Below are 13,581 nucleotides of genomic sequence, written 5' to 3'. Positions count from 1 at the left end.
GCGAACCGGGCGGAGGGCGGTCAGAGTTCGGCGGTGACGACGTCGCAGTCGAGTTCGTCGCGCAGGAACGTCTCGACGTCGGGGTCGTCGACCAGTCGCCGGATCATCCGGCGCCAGCGGCCGGCCTGTTTCTTGCCGATGACGACGATGTCCGCGTCTTCGGCGACGATCTCGTCGAGCAGCGTCTCCTCGACGAGGAGGCCCTTGCGGACGACGTACCGGGCGTTCGACTGCGGGCCGAACGCGTCCTCGACGGCGTCTTTCAGGTCCCCGCGCGTCGCATGGTGGTTGTCCTGGTACTGGTTGATGTGGAGGACCGTCAGCTGGGCGTCTCGCTCCGCGGCGAGTTCGATCGCCCGGGAGAGCGTGGCCTCCGAGTGCTCGGAGAGCGGGTAGCGGACTGGGACGACGACCTGCGTCATCTCGCGAACGTTCTCGGTCCCCCCGCCTCAAGCTTTCTATTGCGCTCGCAACAGGTACCGACTACTCGCTCGCCACGGCGTCGGGGATCCGGCCTTCGAGCGGGGCGTCGATCCCCTGGTCCCGGGCGTACTCGACGACGACCTCGTACTGCAGGTCGTCGCGCTCGACGGCGTGATCTTCCGTGAGCGTCGGGAACTCGAGGTCCGTGATGAGGATGTAGTTCGGGACGGCGACGGTGTAGCGCGCCTCGGGGTCGACCGGCTCGCCGTCGACGTAGGGGACGTACTCGCCGTCCTCGACGGCGACGCGCATCCCGCTGACGTGGGCGTACCAGTAATCGGAGAGCGCGTCGACCTCGCGGCCGTCGGCCTCCGCGACGACGGAGCGCAGTTCCGCGCCCGTGACGGAGGCGACGGCGACCGGCTCCTCGAAGGGGCTCACGCTCACCAGATCCGCGACGGTCACCTCGCCCGACAGCGGCGGCCCCTCGCGGATGCCCCCTCCGTTCTGGAGCGCGACGTCGGCGCCGGTCTTCCAGCGGTAGGCGTCCGCGACGAAGTTGCCGAGCCGCCACTCGCCGCCGAGGCGTCGCTCGCGGTCGCGCGAGAGCGGGTCGGAGACGTTGGCGACGACCTCGTCGAGTCCCTCCGCGGCGACGCGGTCGCGCAGCGCCGACTCGACCGCGGGGTCGGGGTCGGCCTCCTGTGCGTCGTGGACCGTGACCTCGCCCGATCCCAGATCGATCTCGTGGACGTACTGGCCGGTCGCACCGGGTCGAGAGATGGGCGTCTCGCCGGCGGCGCCGGCGTGGTGGTGGTGCGAGTGGCCGGCCAGCACCGCGTCGATGTCGGTCTCGCTCGCGATGGCGTGCGCGTCGTCGTCGGTGGTGTGGGCGAGCGCGACGACGTAGTCGGCGCCCTGCTCGCGTAGGCGAGGGGCCCACTCGGCAACGGTCTCGACGGGGTCAGCGAAGTCGAGGGCGTCCGTGCCGGGCGTCATCTCCGGCGTCGCGGGGTCGAGGACACCGACGACGCCGACCGTCGCGTCGCCGACGGGGACTGTCGTCGCCGGTTCGATCCCGGCCTCGACGCCGAATCGCTCGCCGTCGAGGGAGACGTTCGCGAGGACCCACTGCTGGGGGGAGTCCGCGACGATGGACTCCAGCGCGTCGAAGCCGTGGTCGAAGTCGTGGTTGCCTACCGTCTCGACGTGGGGGCCGACGGCCTCGAAGAACTCGAGGGACTGGCGGCCGTCGGTCACCAGCGAGAGGACGCCCGGGCCAGTGTTGTCGCCGGAGCCGGCGACGAGCGCGTCCGGGCCGCTGCGAGCGGCGACGACGCCGGCGACGCGGGCGATCCGCTCGGGCGTATCGTAGGCGTTCTCGAGGTCGGTGTAGTGGAGAAGCCGTAGCGACATCTGTCTTCGACCAGCCTCCCCGCGGGCAAATCCGCTTCGATGCCGCGACGGAAGGGTTTAGGGCGGCCTCCCCGATACCCCACGCATGGAGACGAAGACCGGCCCCGACGAGGAGCGGCTGTACGTCGACACCGAGGACGTCGAGCGCGGGTCCGACGGCCCGTTCTTCGTCGTCTACCGGACCGCCGACAGGGAGCGACGCTGGGGGTACTACTGCGGCAACTGCGAGTCGTTCCGAACCGCCATGGACTCGATGGGTCGGATCAAGTGCACCGACTGCGGCAACCTCAAGAAAGCCGACGAGTGGGACGCCGCCCACGAGTAAGCGCCCGTAACGCCTCGATACTCCAGAATCAGATTTTCCAGCGTCACGGCGCCACCCGTCCGGATCGGTCGGTAGGCGCCGCAATATCTCCACACCGGCGACCCGTCGGCGTCCCGAACCGTGAAACGTAGGAACACTTATCTGGTGGGGCGTGGTATCGCAGCACGAATGAGGGCTGTTACCAAGCACCTCGACGAGAAGGCCCAGTCGATTTTCGCAGACCTCGGATACACGGTGACCGACCGCGGGGGAGAGTACCTCGCCGAGCGCAAATGGCGCGCCGTCCACGTCACACCCGCCGAAGAGTTCGACGAGACGCCCGACTCCGGCGAGTACAGGTGTTTCGTCGCCTGGTCCGAGGACGTACCCGAGCTAGAGCAGCGACTGGAGTCCGCCGACCCGGACTACGAGTGGGCGATCATGGGGGTCGACGAGGACGGGGACTACGAGGTCGCCTGCCACCGCGAAGCGGCCTGACCGGCGGCGAACAGGTTATTTTTCCGATATCATCGCTCCGAGAGAGCCGCCAGCGTTTCAATGGTGGGGTCGCATCAGGCACTAGAGATGGCACAGAGGGACCTCGGTGAACTGCTGACCGACACGCGGTTGAACGCCGCCGTCGGCTGGGCGCTCGTCGGCGTGTTCGGGCTCGTCACCGTCGAGAGCCTGCTGGACGGTGACCTCCTGTGGGCGGCCTTCGCCGCGACGGTGGGGGTCACCGTCGCGCTACCCGCGCTGGTGCGGGGCAACGTGCGGGCGATGGGGCCGGCGGAAGTCGTCCTCCTCGCCGGCCTCCCGGTCGTCGCTCGCGCGCTCGTGACCGTCCGGATGACCAGTACCGTCGCGGTGTACCTGTCGATCGCGGCGTTCGCGCTGCTGGTGGCCGTGAACCTCCACCTGTTCACGCCGGTCGAGATGAGCGTCGGCTTCGCCGTCCTGTTCGTCGTCGTCACCACGCTGGCCGCGGCGGGCCTGTGGGCGCTCGCCCGCTGGGGGTCGGACGTCCACCTCGGGACCACGCTACTGCTCGATCCCGGTCCGGACGGGATGCTCACGGACGCCGACCTCGAACAGATCGAGCACGAACTCATGGTCGAGTTCGTCGGTTCGGGCATCGCCGGCCTCATCGCCGGCCTCGTCTTCCAGGTGTACGTTCGCCGACGGACGAGGGTCTCCGAGCGGATCGAGGGTGGTGTCGCATGAGACTCCGCGACCGCCTCGGTATCACCGAGCGCCGCCAGCGCCAGTTGACGTGGCTCATGGAGCTGGTGATGCTCGGCGTCTTCCTCGTCGGCGTCTGGAAGCTGAACGTCAAGATCATGGCCAACGCGGGCGTCGCGCTGCTCATCGCGCAACTGGTCCCCGTGCTCGAACGCGACTACGGCGTCCCGCTCGACGCCGGCCTGACGCTGTGGATCACCAGCGCCGTGTTCCTCCACGCCTTCGGGACGATCGGCGTCCCCGGCGGACAGAGCTTCTACCAGACGATCGACTGGTGGGACCACATGACCCACGCGCTGTCGTCGTCGGTCGTCGCCGGCGTCGGCTACGCCACGGTCCGCGCGCTCGACGAACACTCAGACCAGATCGAACTCCCCTCACGGTTCGTCTTCGTCTTCATCCTCCTCTTCGTCCTCGCTTACGGCGTCTTCTGGGAGATCATCGAGTTCTCCATCGGCGTCGCGGCCACCATGGCCGGGACCGATACCATCCTGACCCAGTACGGCCTGACCGACTCGCTGTGGGACCTCATCTACAACACGCTGGGGGCCGTCGTCGTCGCGACGTGGGGAACCGCTCATCTCTCCGGCGTCAGCCAGTACATCGAGGAGCGGTTCGAACAGCGGGCCGCCTGAGCGATCCGCAGCAGTTCCCCGCGCTCGTCGGCCGCGATCCCGCCCGACCCTTTTGTGTCGGGCCGACGTACTGTTCGCTCGCGATGGTATTCAAGAAGATCACACTGATCGGGACCAGCACCGAGAGCTTCGACGAGGCCGTCGACGACGCGGTCGAGCGCGCCGAGGAGACGCTCCAGAACGTCTACTGGGTGGAAGTCGAAGAGATGGGCGTCGAGATCGCGAGCGTCGAGAACAGGGAGTACCAGGCGGAAGTCGAGGTAGCGTTCGAACTCGAAGACTGAGACGGCCGTTCGGAGGCGGCGGTCAGGTGCGGAAGCTCTCGCCGCAGCCGCACTCGCTGACGACGTTGGGGTTCTCGACGTGGAACCCCTCGCCCTGCAGTCCGCCTTCGAAGTCCAGCACCGATCCTTCCACGTAGTTGATGCTCGCGGGGTCGACGATCACGCGCAGCCCGTGGTGTTCGTAGACCGTGTCGTCCTCCTCGGGTTCGTACTCGAAGCGCATCCCGTAGGACAGGCCCGCACAGCCGCCCTGCTGAACGAACAGGCGGAGTCCAGCCACGTCGGTGTCCATGTCCTCGTCTTCGAGCAGCGACAGGGCCTCCTCGGCGGCCGCCTCCGTCACCGCGATCTCCTCGCCGCCCGGCTCGGGGACGTCGTCCGTCGTGGAACTCATACACGTGAATTCTTCGCCGAACGTGTTAACCCTGTTGGCGAGGGGTCCCGTTCGCCGGTTTTCGCGGGATCGCTGGCGGTCACCGTCCGCCCGTCGGCGTCCGCTACAGCCGTTTGCGGACGATGTACTCGGGCGCGGTGGTGCCGAGGAGGTCGGCCTCGCGTTCGTCGACGCGCTCGAATCCGACCGCCTCGTAGAAGGCCAGACCGCGCTCGTTCTCGGCGAGCACCTCGGCCTCGTAGACGCCGACGTCGCGGTCGTACAGCGCCTGTTCGGCCTCGGTGAGGAGGTTCCGGGCGATGCCCTGGCGCCAGTGGTCGGGGTCGACGTAGAGCCGGTAGACCTGGTGGACGCGCCGCGGCGGGTGCGGACCGACGTGAATGTACCCGACGATCCGGTCGTCGATCACGGCGACGAAGAAGTCCTGCGCGTCGTGGTCGATGCCGGACTCGATGGCGTCGTCGACGTACCACTCGTCGAGGACGTCGTCGACGGCGTCCTCGCCGAGGATGTCGTCGTAGGCGGCGTGCCAGGACTCCCGTGCGACTCGCTGGATACCGGCCACGTCGGCCATGTGCGCCGGTCGATAGAGCGGATCGGCTGTCATGCCCGAGCGAACGGGGGTATCGCAGAAAGACCTGACGGCCCGCGGTGGGCCGCGATTCGCTATTCGCCGCTACCGCCGCCGTCGTCGCTCTCGCCGTCGAACCGCGCGTCGACGCTGTGCGCGTGGGCTTCGAGCCCCTCCGCGTCGGCGAGCGTCGTGACCGTCTCGCGCAGGTCGGAAAGCGCCTCCCGGGGCAGTCGCTGGACCGTCGTCGACCGGAGGAACGTGTCGACCGAGAGGCCGCCGGTGACCTTCGCCTTCCCGTTCGTGGGAAGGACGTGGTTGGTCCCCGTCGCGTAGTCACCGGCCGCGACCGGGCTGTACGGGCCGAGGAACGCGCTCCCGGCGCTCGGGATGCGGTCGAGCAGCGCGTCGGCGTCGTCGGCCTGGATCGAGAGGTGTTCGGGGGCGTACTCCTCGCCGAAGAGGACCGCCTCGCTCATCGAGCGCGCGAGGAAGACGCCGCTGGCGTCGTTGCCGAGCGCGGCGCGGATCGTCTCCTCGCGCTCGCGGCCGCTGGCGTGGTCGTCGACGGCCTCCGCGACGGCCTCCGCGGTCGCCTCGTCGTCGGTGACGGCGACGACCGAACTCGTCTCGCCGTGTTCGGCCTGCGCGACCAGATCCGCGGCGACCAGCGACGGATCGGCGGTCTCGTCGGCGACGACGAGCACCTCGCTCGGGCCGGCGAGGAAGTCGATCTCCACGTCGCCGCGCACCTCGGCTTTGGCCGCGGTGACCCACTGGTTGCCCGGGCCGACGACCTTCTGGACGGCGGTGATCGTCTCGGTCCCGTACGCGAGCGCGGCGACCGCCTGCGCACCGCCGACCTGATACACCGCGTCGGCGCCGGCCTCGTGGATAGCCGCCAGCGTCACGGGGTCGAGCTCCTCCGCGGGAGGCGTCGCGACCGCGACGTGCTCGACGCCGGCGACGACCGCCGGGATCACGCCCATCAGGACGCTGGAGGGATAGGCGGCCGTCCCGCCCGGGGCGTAGACGCCGACGGTCTCCAGCGGGCGGAACCGACGCCCGAGTTCGCGGCCGTCGAAGTCCTCGGTCCAGTCCTCGGGCCGCTGGCGCTCGTGGAACGCGCGGATGTTCTCCGCGGCGTCCGCGATCGCGTTTCGAACGTCGTCGTCGATCTCCTCGTGAGCGCGTTCGACCTGGTCGGTCACGTCGATGTTGCCCACTTCGACGTCGTCGATCTCCCGCGAGAGGTCGCGGAGCGCCACGTCGCCCTCGGTCCGCACGCGGTCGACGATCTCCCGCACGTCGTCGCGGACCGCCTCCACGCCCGCGTCGCGGTCGAACAGCGCCGCCCGGTCGTCCGGCCCCAGCGCGTCCACGCTTCGCACGTTCATGCGTCGCCGTTGCCGCGACTGACCCATACGACTTGCTATCGGGAACGACTCACTGGGCGACGAACGGACAGCGCGAAACCTGAGAGCGTGACGGCCGCCGTCAGCCCTGGTAGTACCACCAGACGGTGACGACGACGATCATGAACAGCCCGCCGAGGAAGAACGCGACCGCGGGGTCGGCCAGCAGGCCGTCCCCGCCGCTCTCTGAGAGCTGGCGCGCGCCCTCGACGGTTTGGGCCGGCAATTCGGTGCCGCTGGGCGCGGGCGTCCCCGATTCCATCCCGGACGGGGACGGCGTCGGGGACGGCGGCTCGGTCGGCGTAGCCGTCGGGGTAGCCGCGTCTGTCGGCGTCGCGGTCGGGGTGGTCGTCTCGGTCGCCGTCGCAGTGGGCGTCCCCGTTGGGAGCGGGGTCTCGGTCGGCGTCGCCTGCGGGGTCGGCGTTCCCGCGGGGGTCGGCGAGGGGGTGCCGGCGGGGGTCGGTGAGGGCGTTCCTGCCGGCGTCGGTGATGCCGACGGCGCGGCAGTCGTCGACGCCGTGAGGTCGGCCGTCGGTTCCGGAGTCGGACTCGCGGTGGCGGACCCGGCGTCTGTCGACGTGCTCTCGCCGCCGAAGATGCCGACGTCGTCCTCCGGCGTCGGCGTCTCGGTCGACGTTCCCGCGGTGTCCCCGACAGTTTCGGCGCCGTCGAGGTCGCCTGCGCCGCCGCCGTCGCCTCCGTCGGCGCCGTCGCCCGCGCCAGCACCGTCGCCGCCCGACTCCGGCTCGCTGCTCCCGCCGCTGGATCCCATCCCGACCGAGATGTCGTACTCGCCGAGACGGCCGCCGTTCTGACCGAACAACTGCTGGATCGCGAGGGTTGCGAGCCCGAGCAGGCCGACCGCGCCGAGCAGACGCATCAGGGCGGTCTTCAGCCGCGAGCGGTGGTGCTCTTGCCCCGCGAAGAGGACGAGCGCCTCGCTGGCGGGCGCGTAGATGGTCATCTCCGTCCCCTTCTCGGAGTAGCCCTCGCCGGCGGGCTGGATCAGCTCGGCGTCTTCCAGCCGCTCGACGTGATAGTGGACGTTCTGGAGGGAAGTTCCGACCTCGTCGCGGATCTCCGGGGGCGTCTTCGGCTCGTCGTAGAGCGTCCCGAGGATCTGACGCGCGGTGTCCGAGGAGAGCGCCGCGAGGGCCTCCTCGGTCGCTTCGTCGTCGAGGTCGAGGACCCGGGGCTCGTCCGGCGTCCGGGTTGTCTCCGACTTGAACGGCAGCAGCCGACCCATTGTCCGTCCTGAGTGTGCCGAGCTTAATGGCTTTTCCCAAGAGACAAAAACTCGTTTGAAGCTGCAAACGGGCCGAGAGCGGTCGTGCTACGTCTATCTGTAGACGCGAGAGAGGACGTGCAACGACGACAGGATCACCGCGAGTCCGACTTCGCCGATGACGGCGAACAGTAAGGCCAGCGATCTGTATGCCGGCGGCACGACGACGGTGTAGACGTACCAGCCGGTGCCGGCCGCCAGCGCGAGGAACAGCAGGTGGACCACCACCCACGCGCCGAGCGTCCGCAGGAGACGGACGGCGCGAGCCAGCAGCGGGTCGGTCCGTCCGGTGTCCGAAACGTCGTTGTCGGCCACGTCCCAGAAGCTCCCCCGGGCGTGTGACCCGCCCGCCGCCGCCGAAGTCGATCCGGTCCGTGTCGACCGTTCGCTCGTGGCCGTACCCGTTCTCCGAGTGGGGTTGCGCCGGGCGTTCCACCCCGCGTCACCTCCCGGATTCGCGCTCGATTTTGCCGTCGCCGAAGACTCGCTGGGCGACGTATCGGCTGACCATCGGGCTGACCCAGCGTTCGAGGGCCCAGCGCTGGTCGTCCGCGACCGGGTTCCGGAATTCGTCCCCGTCGAAGACCGTGTCGACTCGGCCGACCGCGAGCTGCTGGAGCCGGTTCCCGTCGTTCTCCGGGACCCAGAATCTGTTCGCGTTCCCGTCCGCGAGGCGCGCGTCCGATCGGTCGAAGTAGTCGAAGCGCCGCGGTCGGTCGAGCTTCTCGCGTCGGCCGAGTCCGATCGGGACTCCGTCGACGCGGATCCCGACTCGGCGGACGCTGAACGGGACTCCGACGAGCGGGGCTGTGACCGTCCCGTTTTCGACCGCGAGCGTGACGACGTGGATCGCGCTCCGGCCGCTGCCTGCCCGGATTCCGACTCCGAACGTGCTGTAGAACCTGTTTTCGACGACTCGTCCGCCCGTGACGAGGACACGTCCGTATCCGGGGATGGCGCTTCCGCGTCCGGGGACGATCGATCGAGTTCCCAGAGCGACGGGTCGCCGTAGGCGTCGACGTACGAATCGTGACCGAGCCTGTCGTATCGCTGTCGCTCCTTCGGGTCGAGGAGCGCCTCTTTCGCGGTCGTGAGCCGCTTGAACCGCTCGACCGCGTCCGGTGCGGTGCTCACGTCCGGATGGTGTTCCTTGACCCGGTCGCGGTAGGCGGCGCGGATCGCGTCGTCGTCGGCGTCGGGCCCCACCCCCAGCACGCCGTAGAACGTCGTGTTCATACGCCCCAGTGTCCCTGTGGACCCTTTCTTTCGACCTCACCTACAAGTAGCTTCCTACCGCCGAAGATCGTAAAATTCGGGACTTCTGCCGCGAAACGTACCGAATCGGGACTGCTACCGGGGATCGACGGGCTATCCCGATTTCTTCAGTCGTCCCCCGTCCGTGACGGCCCGGGTCGCCGTCGCGTCGGTCCGTCCGGTCGACCCGAGTTCCGGGTGACAGTTCTGGCAGACCCAGACGACCGTTCGGTGAGTCATCGTCTCCGTCCGCTCGCGCCGCCTCCACACGTGGAATACGTCGTCGCCGCAGTGGTCACATTCTACCATCGTACCCTACTGTGTGTTAGACGTTCACATATAGCTTGCCCTGAACGGAGTATTACGCCTCCGAGGGGCGTAAAAGGACCTAATATGCGCCGTTTCCGGGGTCCGCAGTGAGACAGCGGCTATCGGCGACTGGGCGAGACGGCGTTCGAAGCGCGCTGTCCGGGTCCAGCGGGGCAGCGAGCGCCGTGCTCGCCGTCGAGGGAACGGCTTTTGGGGGAGTCGGGACAACCGTCGGGTATGTCAGCGAGAGAACGGTCCCCGCTGCGGACGATCGTCGCGCTGGTCTCCGCGATCGGACTCGGTGCCGGGGGCCTGCTGCTCGGATTCGCACTGGTGACGGTCACGGTCGCCGTCCTGATCCTCGGCCTGAACGTCGAGCCGTCGCCGACGATGCAGATCGTTCTCAGCCTCATCTTTATCCAGGGGATCGGGTGCGCCGGCGTCGCCGTCGCCTACCTGAAACTACGCCCGATAGTCGGCCCGAAGATCCGGTCGCTGCTCGGGTTCGGCGGCCTCCCCGCCCGGTTCGACATCGACGCTGCAGTGCCCTCCCTGCGGCAAGTCCTCATCATCGTCGTCGGCTACGTCCTCGCGCTCGGCGGTGCCTTCGCCGGGTCGATCCTCATCACCCTCTTGCAGGTCAATCCCGGGACCAACCAGGCCGCCGAGATGGGGCTCGAAAATCCGGAAGTCCTCCTCGTCCTCATTCCCGCGTCGATCCTGATCATCGGTCCCGGCGAGGAACTGCTCTTCCGCGGCGTCGTTCAGGGCCGCCTCCGCGAGGTTTTCGATCCGGTCCTCGGCGTCCTCCTCCCGAGTGCCGTCTTCGCCGGCCTCCACTGGTTCGCTCTCTCCGGTGGCTCCCCGACCGGGAACCTCGTCGCGCTCGGCATCCTCGTCGGCCCCGCCCTCGTCTTCGGCGCGGCCTACGAGATTACGGACAACATCGTCGTTCCCGCGCTGATCCACGGCATCTACAACGCGACGCTGTTTACGATGCTGTACCTCTTCGTCGCGTTCAGCGACCAGTTGCCTGACCCACAGAACGCGTCGACCGCCGTGCTGGCCCTCGTCTGAGCGGTCCTCGATCAGACGGCGGAGGCGGCGAGAAGCACTACCGGGAAGGCGCCGAGCGCGACTGCGCTGACGAAGCCGAGCTGTGCGGTCGCCTCGTCCACATGGCTGCCCATCTCACCCTCGCGGATCGAATAGGCGACGTAGAAGCCGATCGGTGTCGGGAGCAGGGTCGCCGCACGACCGACGATCCCGCCCGACTCGGCGACGAACACGAGCGCGAATCCGAAGACCGTGAACAGGACGGTAGCCAGGACGAAGAATATCCCGGCCTCCATCACCGGCTCGGGCGCTTCCGCGTCGCCATCCGGCGGCGGTGGCGGTTCGTAGTGGCGGAGCGTGACGACGGCGACGCCCGCCGCCCCGACCGCCGAGACGACGGCGATGGCAGCGATCTCCGGGTCTATCGGCATCGGCTTGCCCTTTGCCCGGGCGGGTCTTAACCGTAGGTCACTCCCGTCGCTCGTCGAGATGTAACGAAATGTACGCCCGGAACACTAACGACCGACATCATCCCTGGCGGCGTGCCGGGTCAGCCGGGAAACCCTCGTGCCGGGCGGGTCGCCCGTTCGGGCGACCGGATACCGAGACGGCGTGAGCCGCTCAGCGAATCGGCGCTTGCGGCGCCACTCGTGTGTCGCGTGCCCGGGTTCGCCGCACTGTCATCGCTCCCATCCGGGTACGCTCGGGCGGGGACTAAAGGCACGCAGTCGGGATAGTCGCCGCGGACGATTAAGTACTCCGCACCGGCTTCCCGTCCCATCGCGCCGCCCGCGACTCGACGCCACGCGCTCGGCATGACAACGCATAAGTTTAGGTTTGCCTAATCCCGGCGTGATGAGACAGGGGGCCGGACGGTGAGCGCGACCGACGGCGTCGATCGAACGCCGAGCGAGCGCGTCGACGTCTGCGTCGTCGGCGCGGGGCCGGCGGGCGCGCTGGTCGCCCAGCGTCTCGCTGATCGGGGCCACGACGTCGTCGTCCTCGAAGCGGGGCCGCGATTCGACTCCGATAGCCGTCTCGAGCGGATGGAGCGGGCGATCAGGCCGGCCCACGACCCGCACTCGGTCTGGGACATGGGCGGCGAGCGCGACGCGTTCAGCGCCAGCGGCGATCGGTTCTATCCGCTCAACGCCATGCGGGTGAAGGGCGTCGGCGGGTCGACCCTCCACTGGCAGGGGATGGTGATGCGGCTCCACGAGTCCGACTTCGAGCGCCGCTCGCGCGACGGCGTCGGCGCCGACTGGCCGGTCGACTACGACGATCTGCGCCCCTACTACGCCGAGGCGGAGTCCGCGATCGGCGTCGCCGGCGCCTCGGACAACCCCTTCGGCCCGCCGCGTGAGGAACCGCACCCGATGCCCGCGTTCCCGCCATCCTACAGCGACTCGCTGTTCGCCGAGGCCTGTGAGGAACTCGGCATCGCGATGCATTCCGTCCCGAACGCGCGCAACTCCGAAGCCTACGACGGCCGCGGGCAGTGCGTCGGATACGGCACCTGCGACCCGGTCTGCCCCTCGGGCGCGAAGTACAGCGCCGACCACACCGTCGCCGCCGCCGAGGAGGTCGGCGCACGCGTCCTCGACCGCGTCCCCGTCCAGCGCCTCGAAACTGACGGGAGCGGCGAGCGCGTCGACGCGGCGGTCTACGCGACGCCTGACGGAACCGAACACCGCCAGGAAGCCAGGCAGTTCGTCCTCGCCGCCGGCGGGGTCGAGATCCCGCGGCTCCTCCTGCTGTCGACATCCGAGACGCATCCCGACGGCCTCGCTAACTCCAGCGGGCTCGTCGGCCGGTACTTCATGGAGCACCTGTTCGCCGGCGTCGGCGGGACCCTCGACGAACCCACCCGGCAGAACCACGTCGGCTTCATGACGAGCGAGTCCCACCAGTTCTACGACAACGACTTCGACGGCGTCGGACCGATGAAACTGGAGTTTCTCAACTACGCCGGCCCGTCACCGGTCGAAAAAGCCCTCGGCGCCGACGAGTGGGGCGACGACTTGCTCGCCTCCCTCCGGGAGAGCTACGGGACCCACGTCGCGATGGGCGGACTCGTGGGTCAGCTCCCGCGGAAGTCCAACCGGATCGCGCTCGACCCGACGACGACGGACGACCACGGTAATCCCGTCCCGGACGTACAGTGGTCGCTGGACGAGCGGACGCGACGCACGCTCACCAAAGCGAACGGGATCCAGCGGCGCGTGCTGGACGAACTGGGTGCCGACGTGGAGTGGACGGTCGGCCCCGACAACACCGGCCCGGCGGCCCACCACATGGGGACGACGCGGATGGGGACCGAGCCCGAGTCGAGCGTCGTGAACCCGCGACTGCGGACCCACGACGTGGCGAACCTCTCGGTCGCGTCGTCGAGCGTCTTCGTCACGAGCGGCGCGATGAACCCGACGCTCACCATCGCCGCGCTGTCGCTGAAGGCGGCAGACCACGTCGACGAGGACCTCTAAAAGCGCAGGGGACCGCCGTCAGGCGAAACCGCCTGCGAGCAGCCCGCCGACGATTAGCAGGAGGCCGGCGACGACCGACGCCGCGAGGAAGAACGGACGGGCGTCGCGGGCCGGCTGGCGGACCTTCTTCTCGTCGAAGCCGTCTGCGAGCTTGCTCGACCCGACCTCGACGAGCCCGGCGAGCGCGAGCCACAGCGCGACCATCGTCAGCACGAGGTGCCCGCGCGGCTGGCCGGTCAGCGACTCGACGGTGTAGAGCTGTCCGGCCATGTGGCCGCCCGAGGCGAAGAGGACGAGCGCGCTCGCCCGGGAGACCCACCGCAGTCGCTCGACGACGAACCGCAGCGGTTTCGCGTTCGCGGTGCCGTCACGGGCCGTCGGCCACACGGCGACCGTCACGAAGATCACGCTCCCGGCCCACACTCCGGCGAACAGGAGGTGGAGCACGTACATCGCAAAGTCCAGTGCTGCCATGTCCGACCGCGAGGACTCGACCTCCTTGAACGTACC

Annotated in this window: 18 protein-coding genes and 1 pseudogene; 8 read left to right on the top strand and 11 right to left on the bottom strand. The window is 69.0% G+C overall.

Annotation, left to right across the window (positions count from 1 at the left end; translation table 11 throughout):
- Positions 1-20 precede the first annotated feature (20 nt).
- On the bottom strand, positions 21-422 hold the full coding sequence (locus AB2U09_RS16900) for a universal stress protein (RefSeq protein ID WP_459193904.1): 402 nt from the start codon (positions 420-422) through the stop codon (positions 21-23).
- A gap of 61 nt (positions 423-483) precedes the next feature.
- Positions 484-1,839: a bifunctional metallophosphatase/5'-nucleotidase gene (locus tag AB2U09_RS16895; RefSeq protein WP_459193903.1), complete on the bottom strand. Its 1,356-nt coding sequence runs from the start codon at positions 1,837-1,839 to the stop codon at positions 484-486.
- Between the two features lie 85 nt (positions 1,840-1,924).
- Between AB2U09_RS16895 and AB2U09_RS16890 the strand changes: the two genes are divergently transcribed.
- From AB2U09_RS16890 to AB2U09_RS16870, 5 genes are all read left to right on the top strand, one after another.
- Entirely contained in the window at positions 1,925-2,164 is a 240-nt protein-coding gene (locus AB2U09_RS16890; RefSeq protein ID WP_459193902.1) for a DUF5816 domain-containing protein, read from the top strand.
- A gap of 168 nt (positions 2,165-2,332) precedes the next feature.
- Positions 2,333-2,641 carry a DUF7116 family protein gene (locus tag AB2U09_RS16885; RefSeq protein ID WP_459193901.1) on the top strand — a complete coding sequence of 103 codons (309 nt, stop codon included), beginning with the start codon at positions 2,333-2,335 and terminating at the stop codon, positions 2,639-2,641.
- Positions 2,642-2,728: 87 nt separating this feature from the next.
- Positions 2,729-3,367: a hypothetical protein gene (locus AB2U09_RS16880; RefSeq protein ID WP_459193900.1), complete on the top strand. Its 639-nt coding sequence runs from the start codon at positions 2,729-2,731 to the stop codon at positions 3,365-3,367.
- Positions 3,364-4,020: a DUF2238 domain-containing protein gene (locus AB2U09_RS16875; RefSeq protein ID WP_459193899.1), complete on the top strand. Its 657-nt coding sequence runs from the start codon at positions 3,364-3,366 to the stop codon at positions 4,018-4,020. The genes AB2U09_RS16880 and AB2U09_RS16875 overlap by 4 nt, the downstream gene beginning before the upstream one ends.
- Before the next feature lie 83 nt (positions 4,021-4,103).
- Positions 4,104-4,304 (top strand): dodecin, encoded by a 201-nt coding sequence (locus AB2U09_RS16870; protein WP_274323967.1) that lies wholly within the window; start codon positions 4,104-4,106, stop codon positions 4,302-4,304.
- 22 nt (positions 4,305-4,326) lie between these two features.
- Here the strand turns inward: AB2U09_RS16870 and AB2U09_RS16865 are convergent, their stop codons facing one another.
- The 5 genes from AB2U09_RS16865 to AB2U09_RS16845 form a co-directional block, all read right to left on the bottom strand.
- Positions 4,327-4,698: a HesB/IscA family protein gene (locus AB2U09_RS16865; RefSeq protein WP_459193898.1), complete on the bottom strand. Its 372-nt coding sequence runs from the start codon at positions 4,696-4,698 to the stop codon at positions 4,327-4,329.
- Positions 4,699-4,801: 103 nt separating this feature from the next.
- Positions 4,802-5,305, bottom strand: coding sequence for a GNAT family N-acetyltransferase (locus AB2U09_RS16860; protein ID WP_459193897.1), 504 nt, complete (start codon positions 5,303-5,305; stop codon positions 4,802-4,804).
- 59 nt (positions 5,306-5,364) lie between these two features.
- On the bottom strand, positions 5,365-6,666 hold the full coding sequence (gene hisD, locus AB2U09_RS16855; protein ID WP_459193896.1) for a histidinol dehydrogenase: 1,302 nt from the start codon (positions 6,664-6,666) through the stop codon (positions 5,365-5,367).
- Between the two features lie 100 nt (positions 6,667-6,766).
- Entirely contained in the window at positions 6,767-7,930 is a 1,164-nt protein-coding gene (locus AB2U09_RS16850) for an ArsR/SmtB family transcription factor (protein ID WP_459193895.1), read from the bottom strand.
- Positions 7,931-8,023: 93 nt separating this feature from the next.
- The gene (locus AB2U09_RS16845; RefSeq protein WP_459194285.1) at positions 8,024-8,284 is read right to left on the bottom strand and encodes a hypothetical protein; all 261 of its coding nucleotides are present in this window, start codon (positions 8,282-8,284) and stop codon (positions 8,024-8,026) included.
- 76 nt (positions 8,285-8,360) lie between these two features.
- Here AB2U09_RS16845 and AB2U09_RS16840 point away from each other — a divergent pair, with 76 nt between their 5' ends.
- Positions 8,361-8,981, top strand: coding sequence for a hypothetical protein (locus tag AB2U09_RS16840; protein ID WP_459194284.1), 621 nt, complete (start codon positions 8,361-8,363; stop codon positions 8,979-8,981).
- Positions 8,982-9,022: 41 nt separating this feature from the next.
- On the opposite strand, the pseudogene AB2U09_RS16835 reads toward AB2U09_RS16840, so the two are convergent.
- Positions 9,023-9,205 (bottom strand): annotated as a pseudogene (locus AB2U09_RS16835) (DnaJ domain-containing protein); the annotation flags it as partial.
- Positions 9,206-9,337: 132 nt separating this feature from the next.
- On the bottom strand, positions 9,338-9,532 hold the full coding sequence (locus AB2U09_RS16830; protein ID WP_459193894.1) for a hypothetical protein: 195 nt from the start codon (positions 9,530-9,532) through the stop codon (positions 9,338-9,340).
- A gap of 237 nt (positions 9,533-9,769) precedes the next feature.
- Between AB2U09_RS16830 and AB2U09_RS16825 the strand changes: the two genes are divergently transcribed.
- A complete protein-coding gene (locus AB2U09_RS16825) occupies positions 9,770-10,609 on the top strand; it encodes a CPBP family intramembrane glutamic endopeptidase (RefSeq protein WP_459193893.1) in 840 nt (279 codons plus the stop codon).
- A gap of 11 nt (positions 10,610-10,620) precedes the next feature.
- Here AB2U09_RS16825 and AB2U09_RS16820 read toward each other — a convergent pair whose 3' ends face one another.
- Complete coding sequence (locus AB2U09_RS16820) at positions 10,621-11,019, bottom strand: hypothetical protein (RefSeq protein ID WP_459193892.1); 399 nt, start codon at positions 11,017-11,019, stop codon at positions 10,621-10,623.
- A gap of 444 nt (positions 11,020-11,463) precedes the next feature.
- Here AB2U09_RS16820 and AB2U09_RS16815 point away from each other — a divergent pair, with 444 nt between their 5' ends.
- Positions 11,464-13,071 carry a GMC family oxidoreductase gene (locus tag AB2U09_RS16815; RefSeq protein WP_459193891.1) on the top strand — a complete coding sequence of 536 codons (1,608 nt, stop codon included), beginning with the start codon at positions 11,464-11,466 and terminating at the stop codon, positions 13,069-13,071.
- Between the two features lie 18 nt (positions 13,072-13,089).
- Here AB2U09_RS16815 and AB2U09_RS16810 read toward each other — a convergent pair whose 3' ends face one another.
- Complete coding sequence (locus AB2U09_RS16810) at positions 13,090-13,545, bottom strand: CopD family protein (RefSeq protein ID WP_459193890.1); 456 nt, start codon at positions 13,543-13,545, stop codon at positions 13,090-13,092.
- Positions 13,546-13,581: the final 36 nt, after the last annotated feature.

Source organism: Halosimplex yunnanense (genome assembly GCF_054504345.1).
Note: the sequence above shows the minus strand (reverse complement) of the source record. Positions and strands in the feature narration are given on the sequence as shown.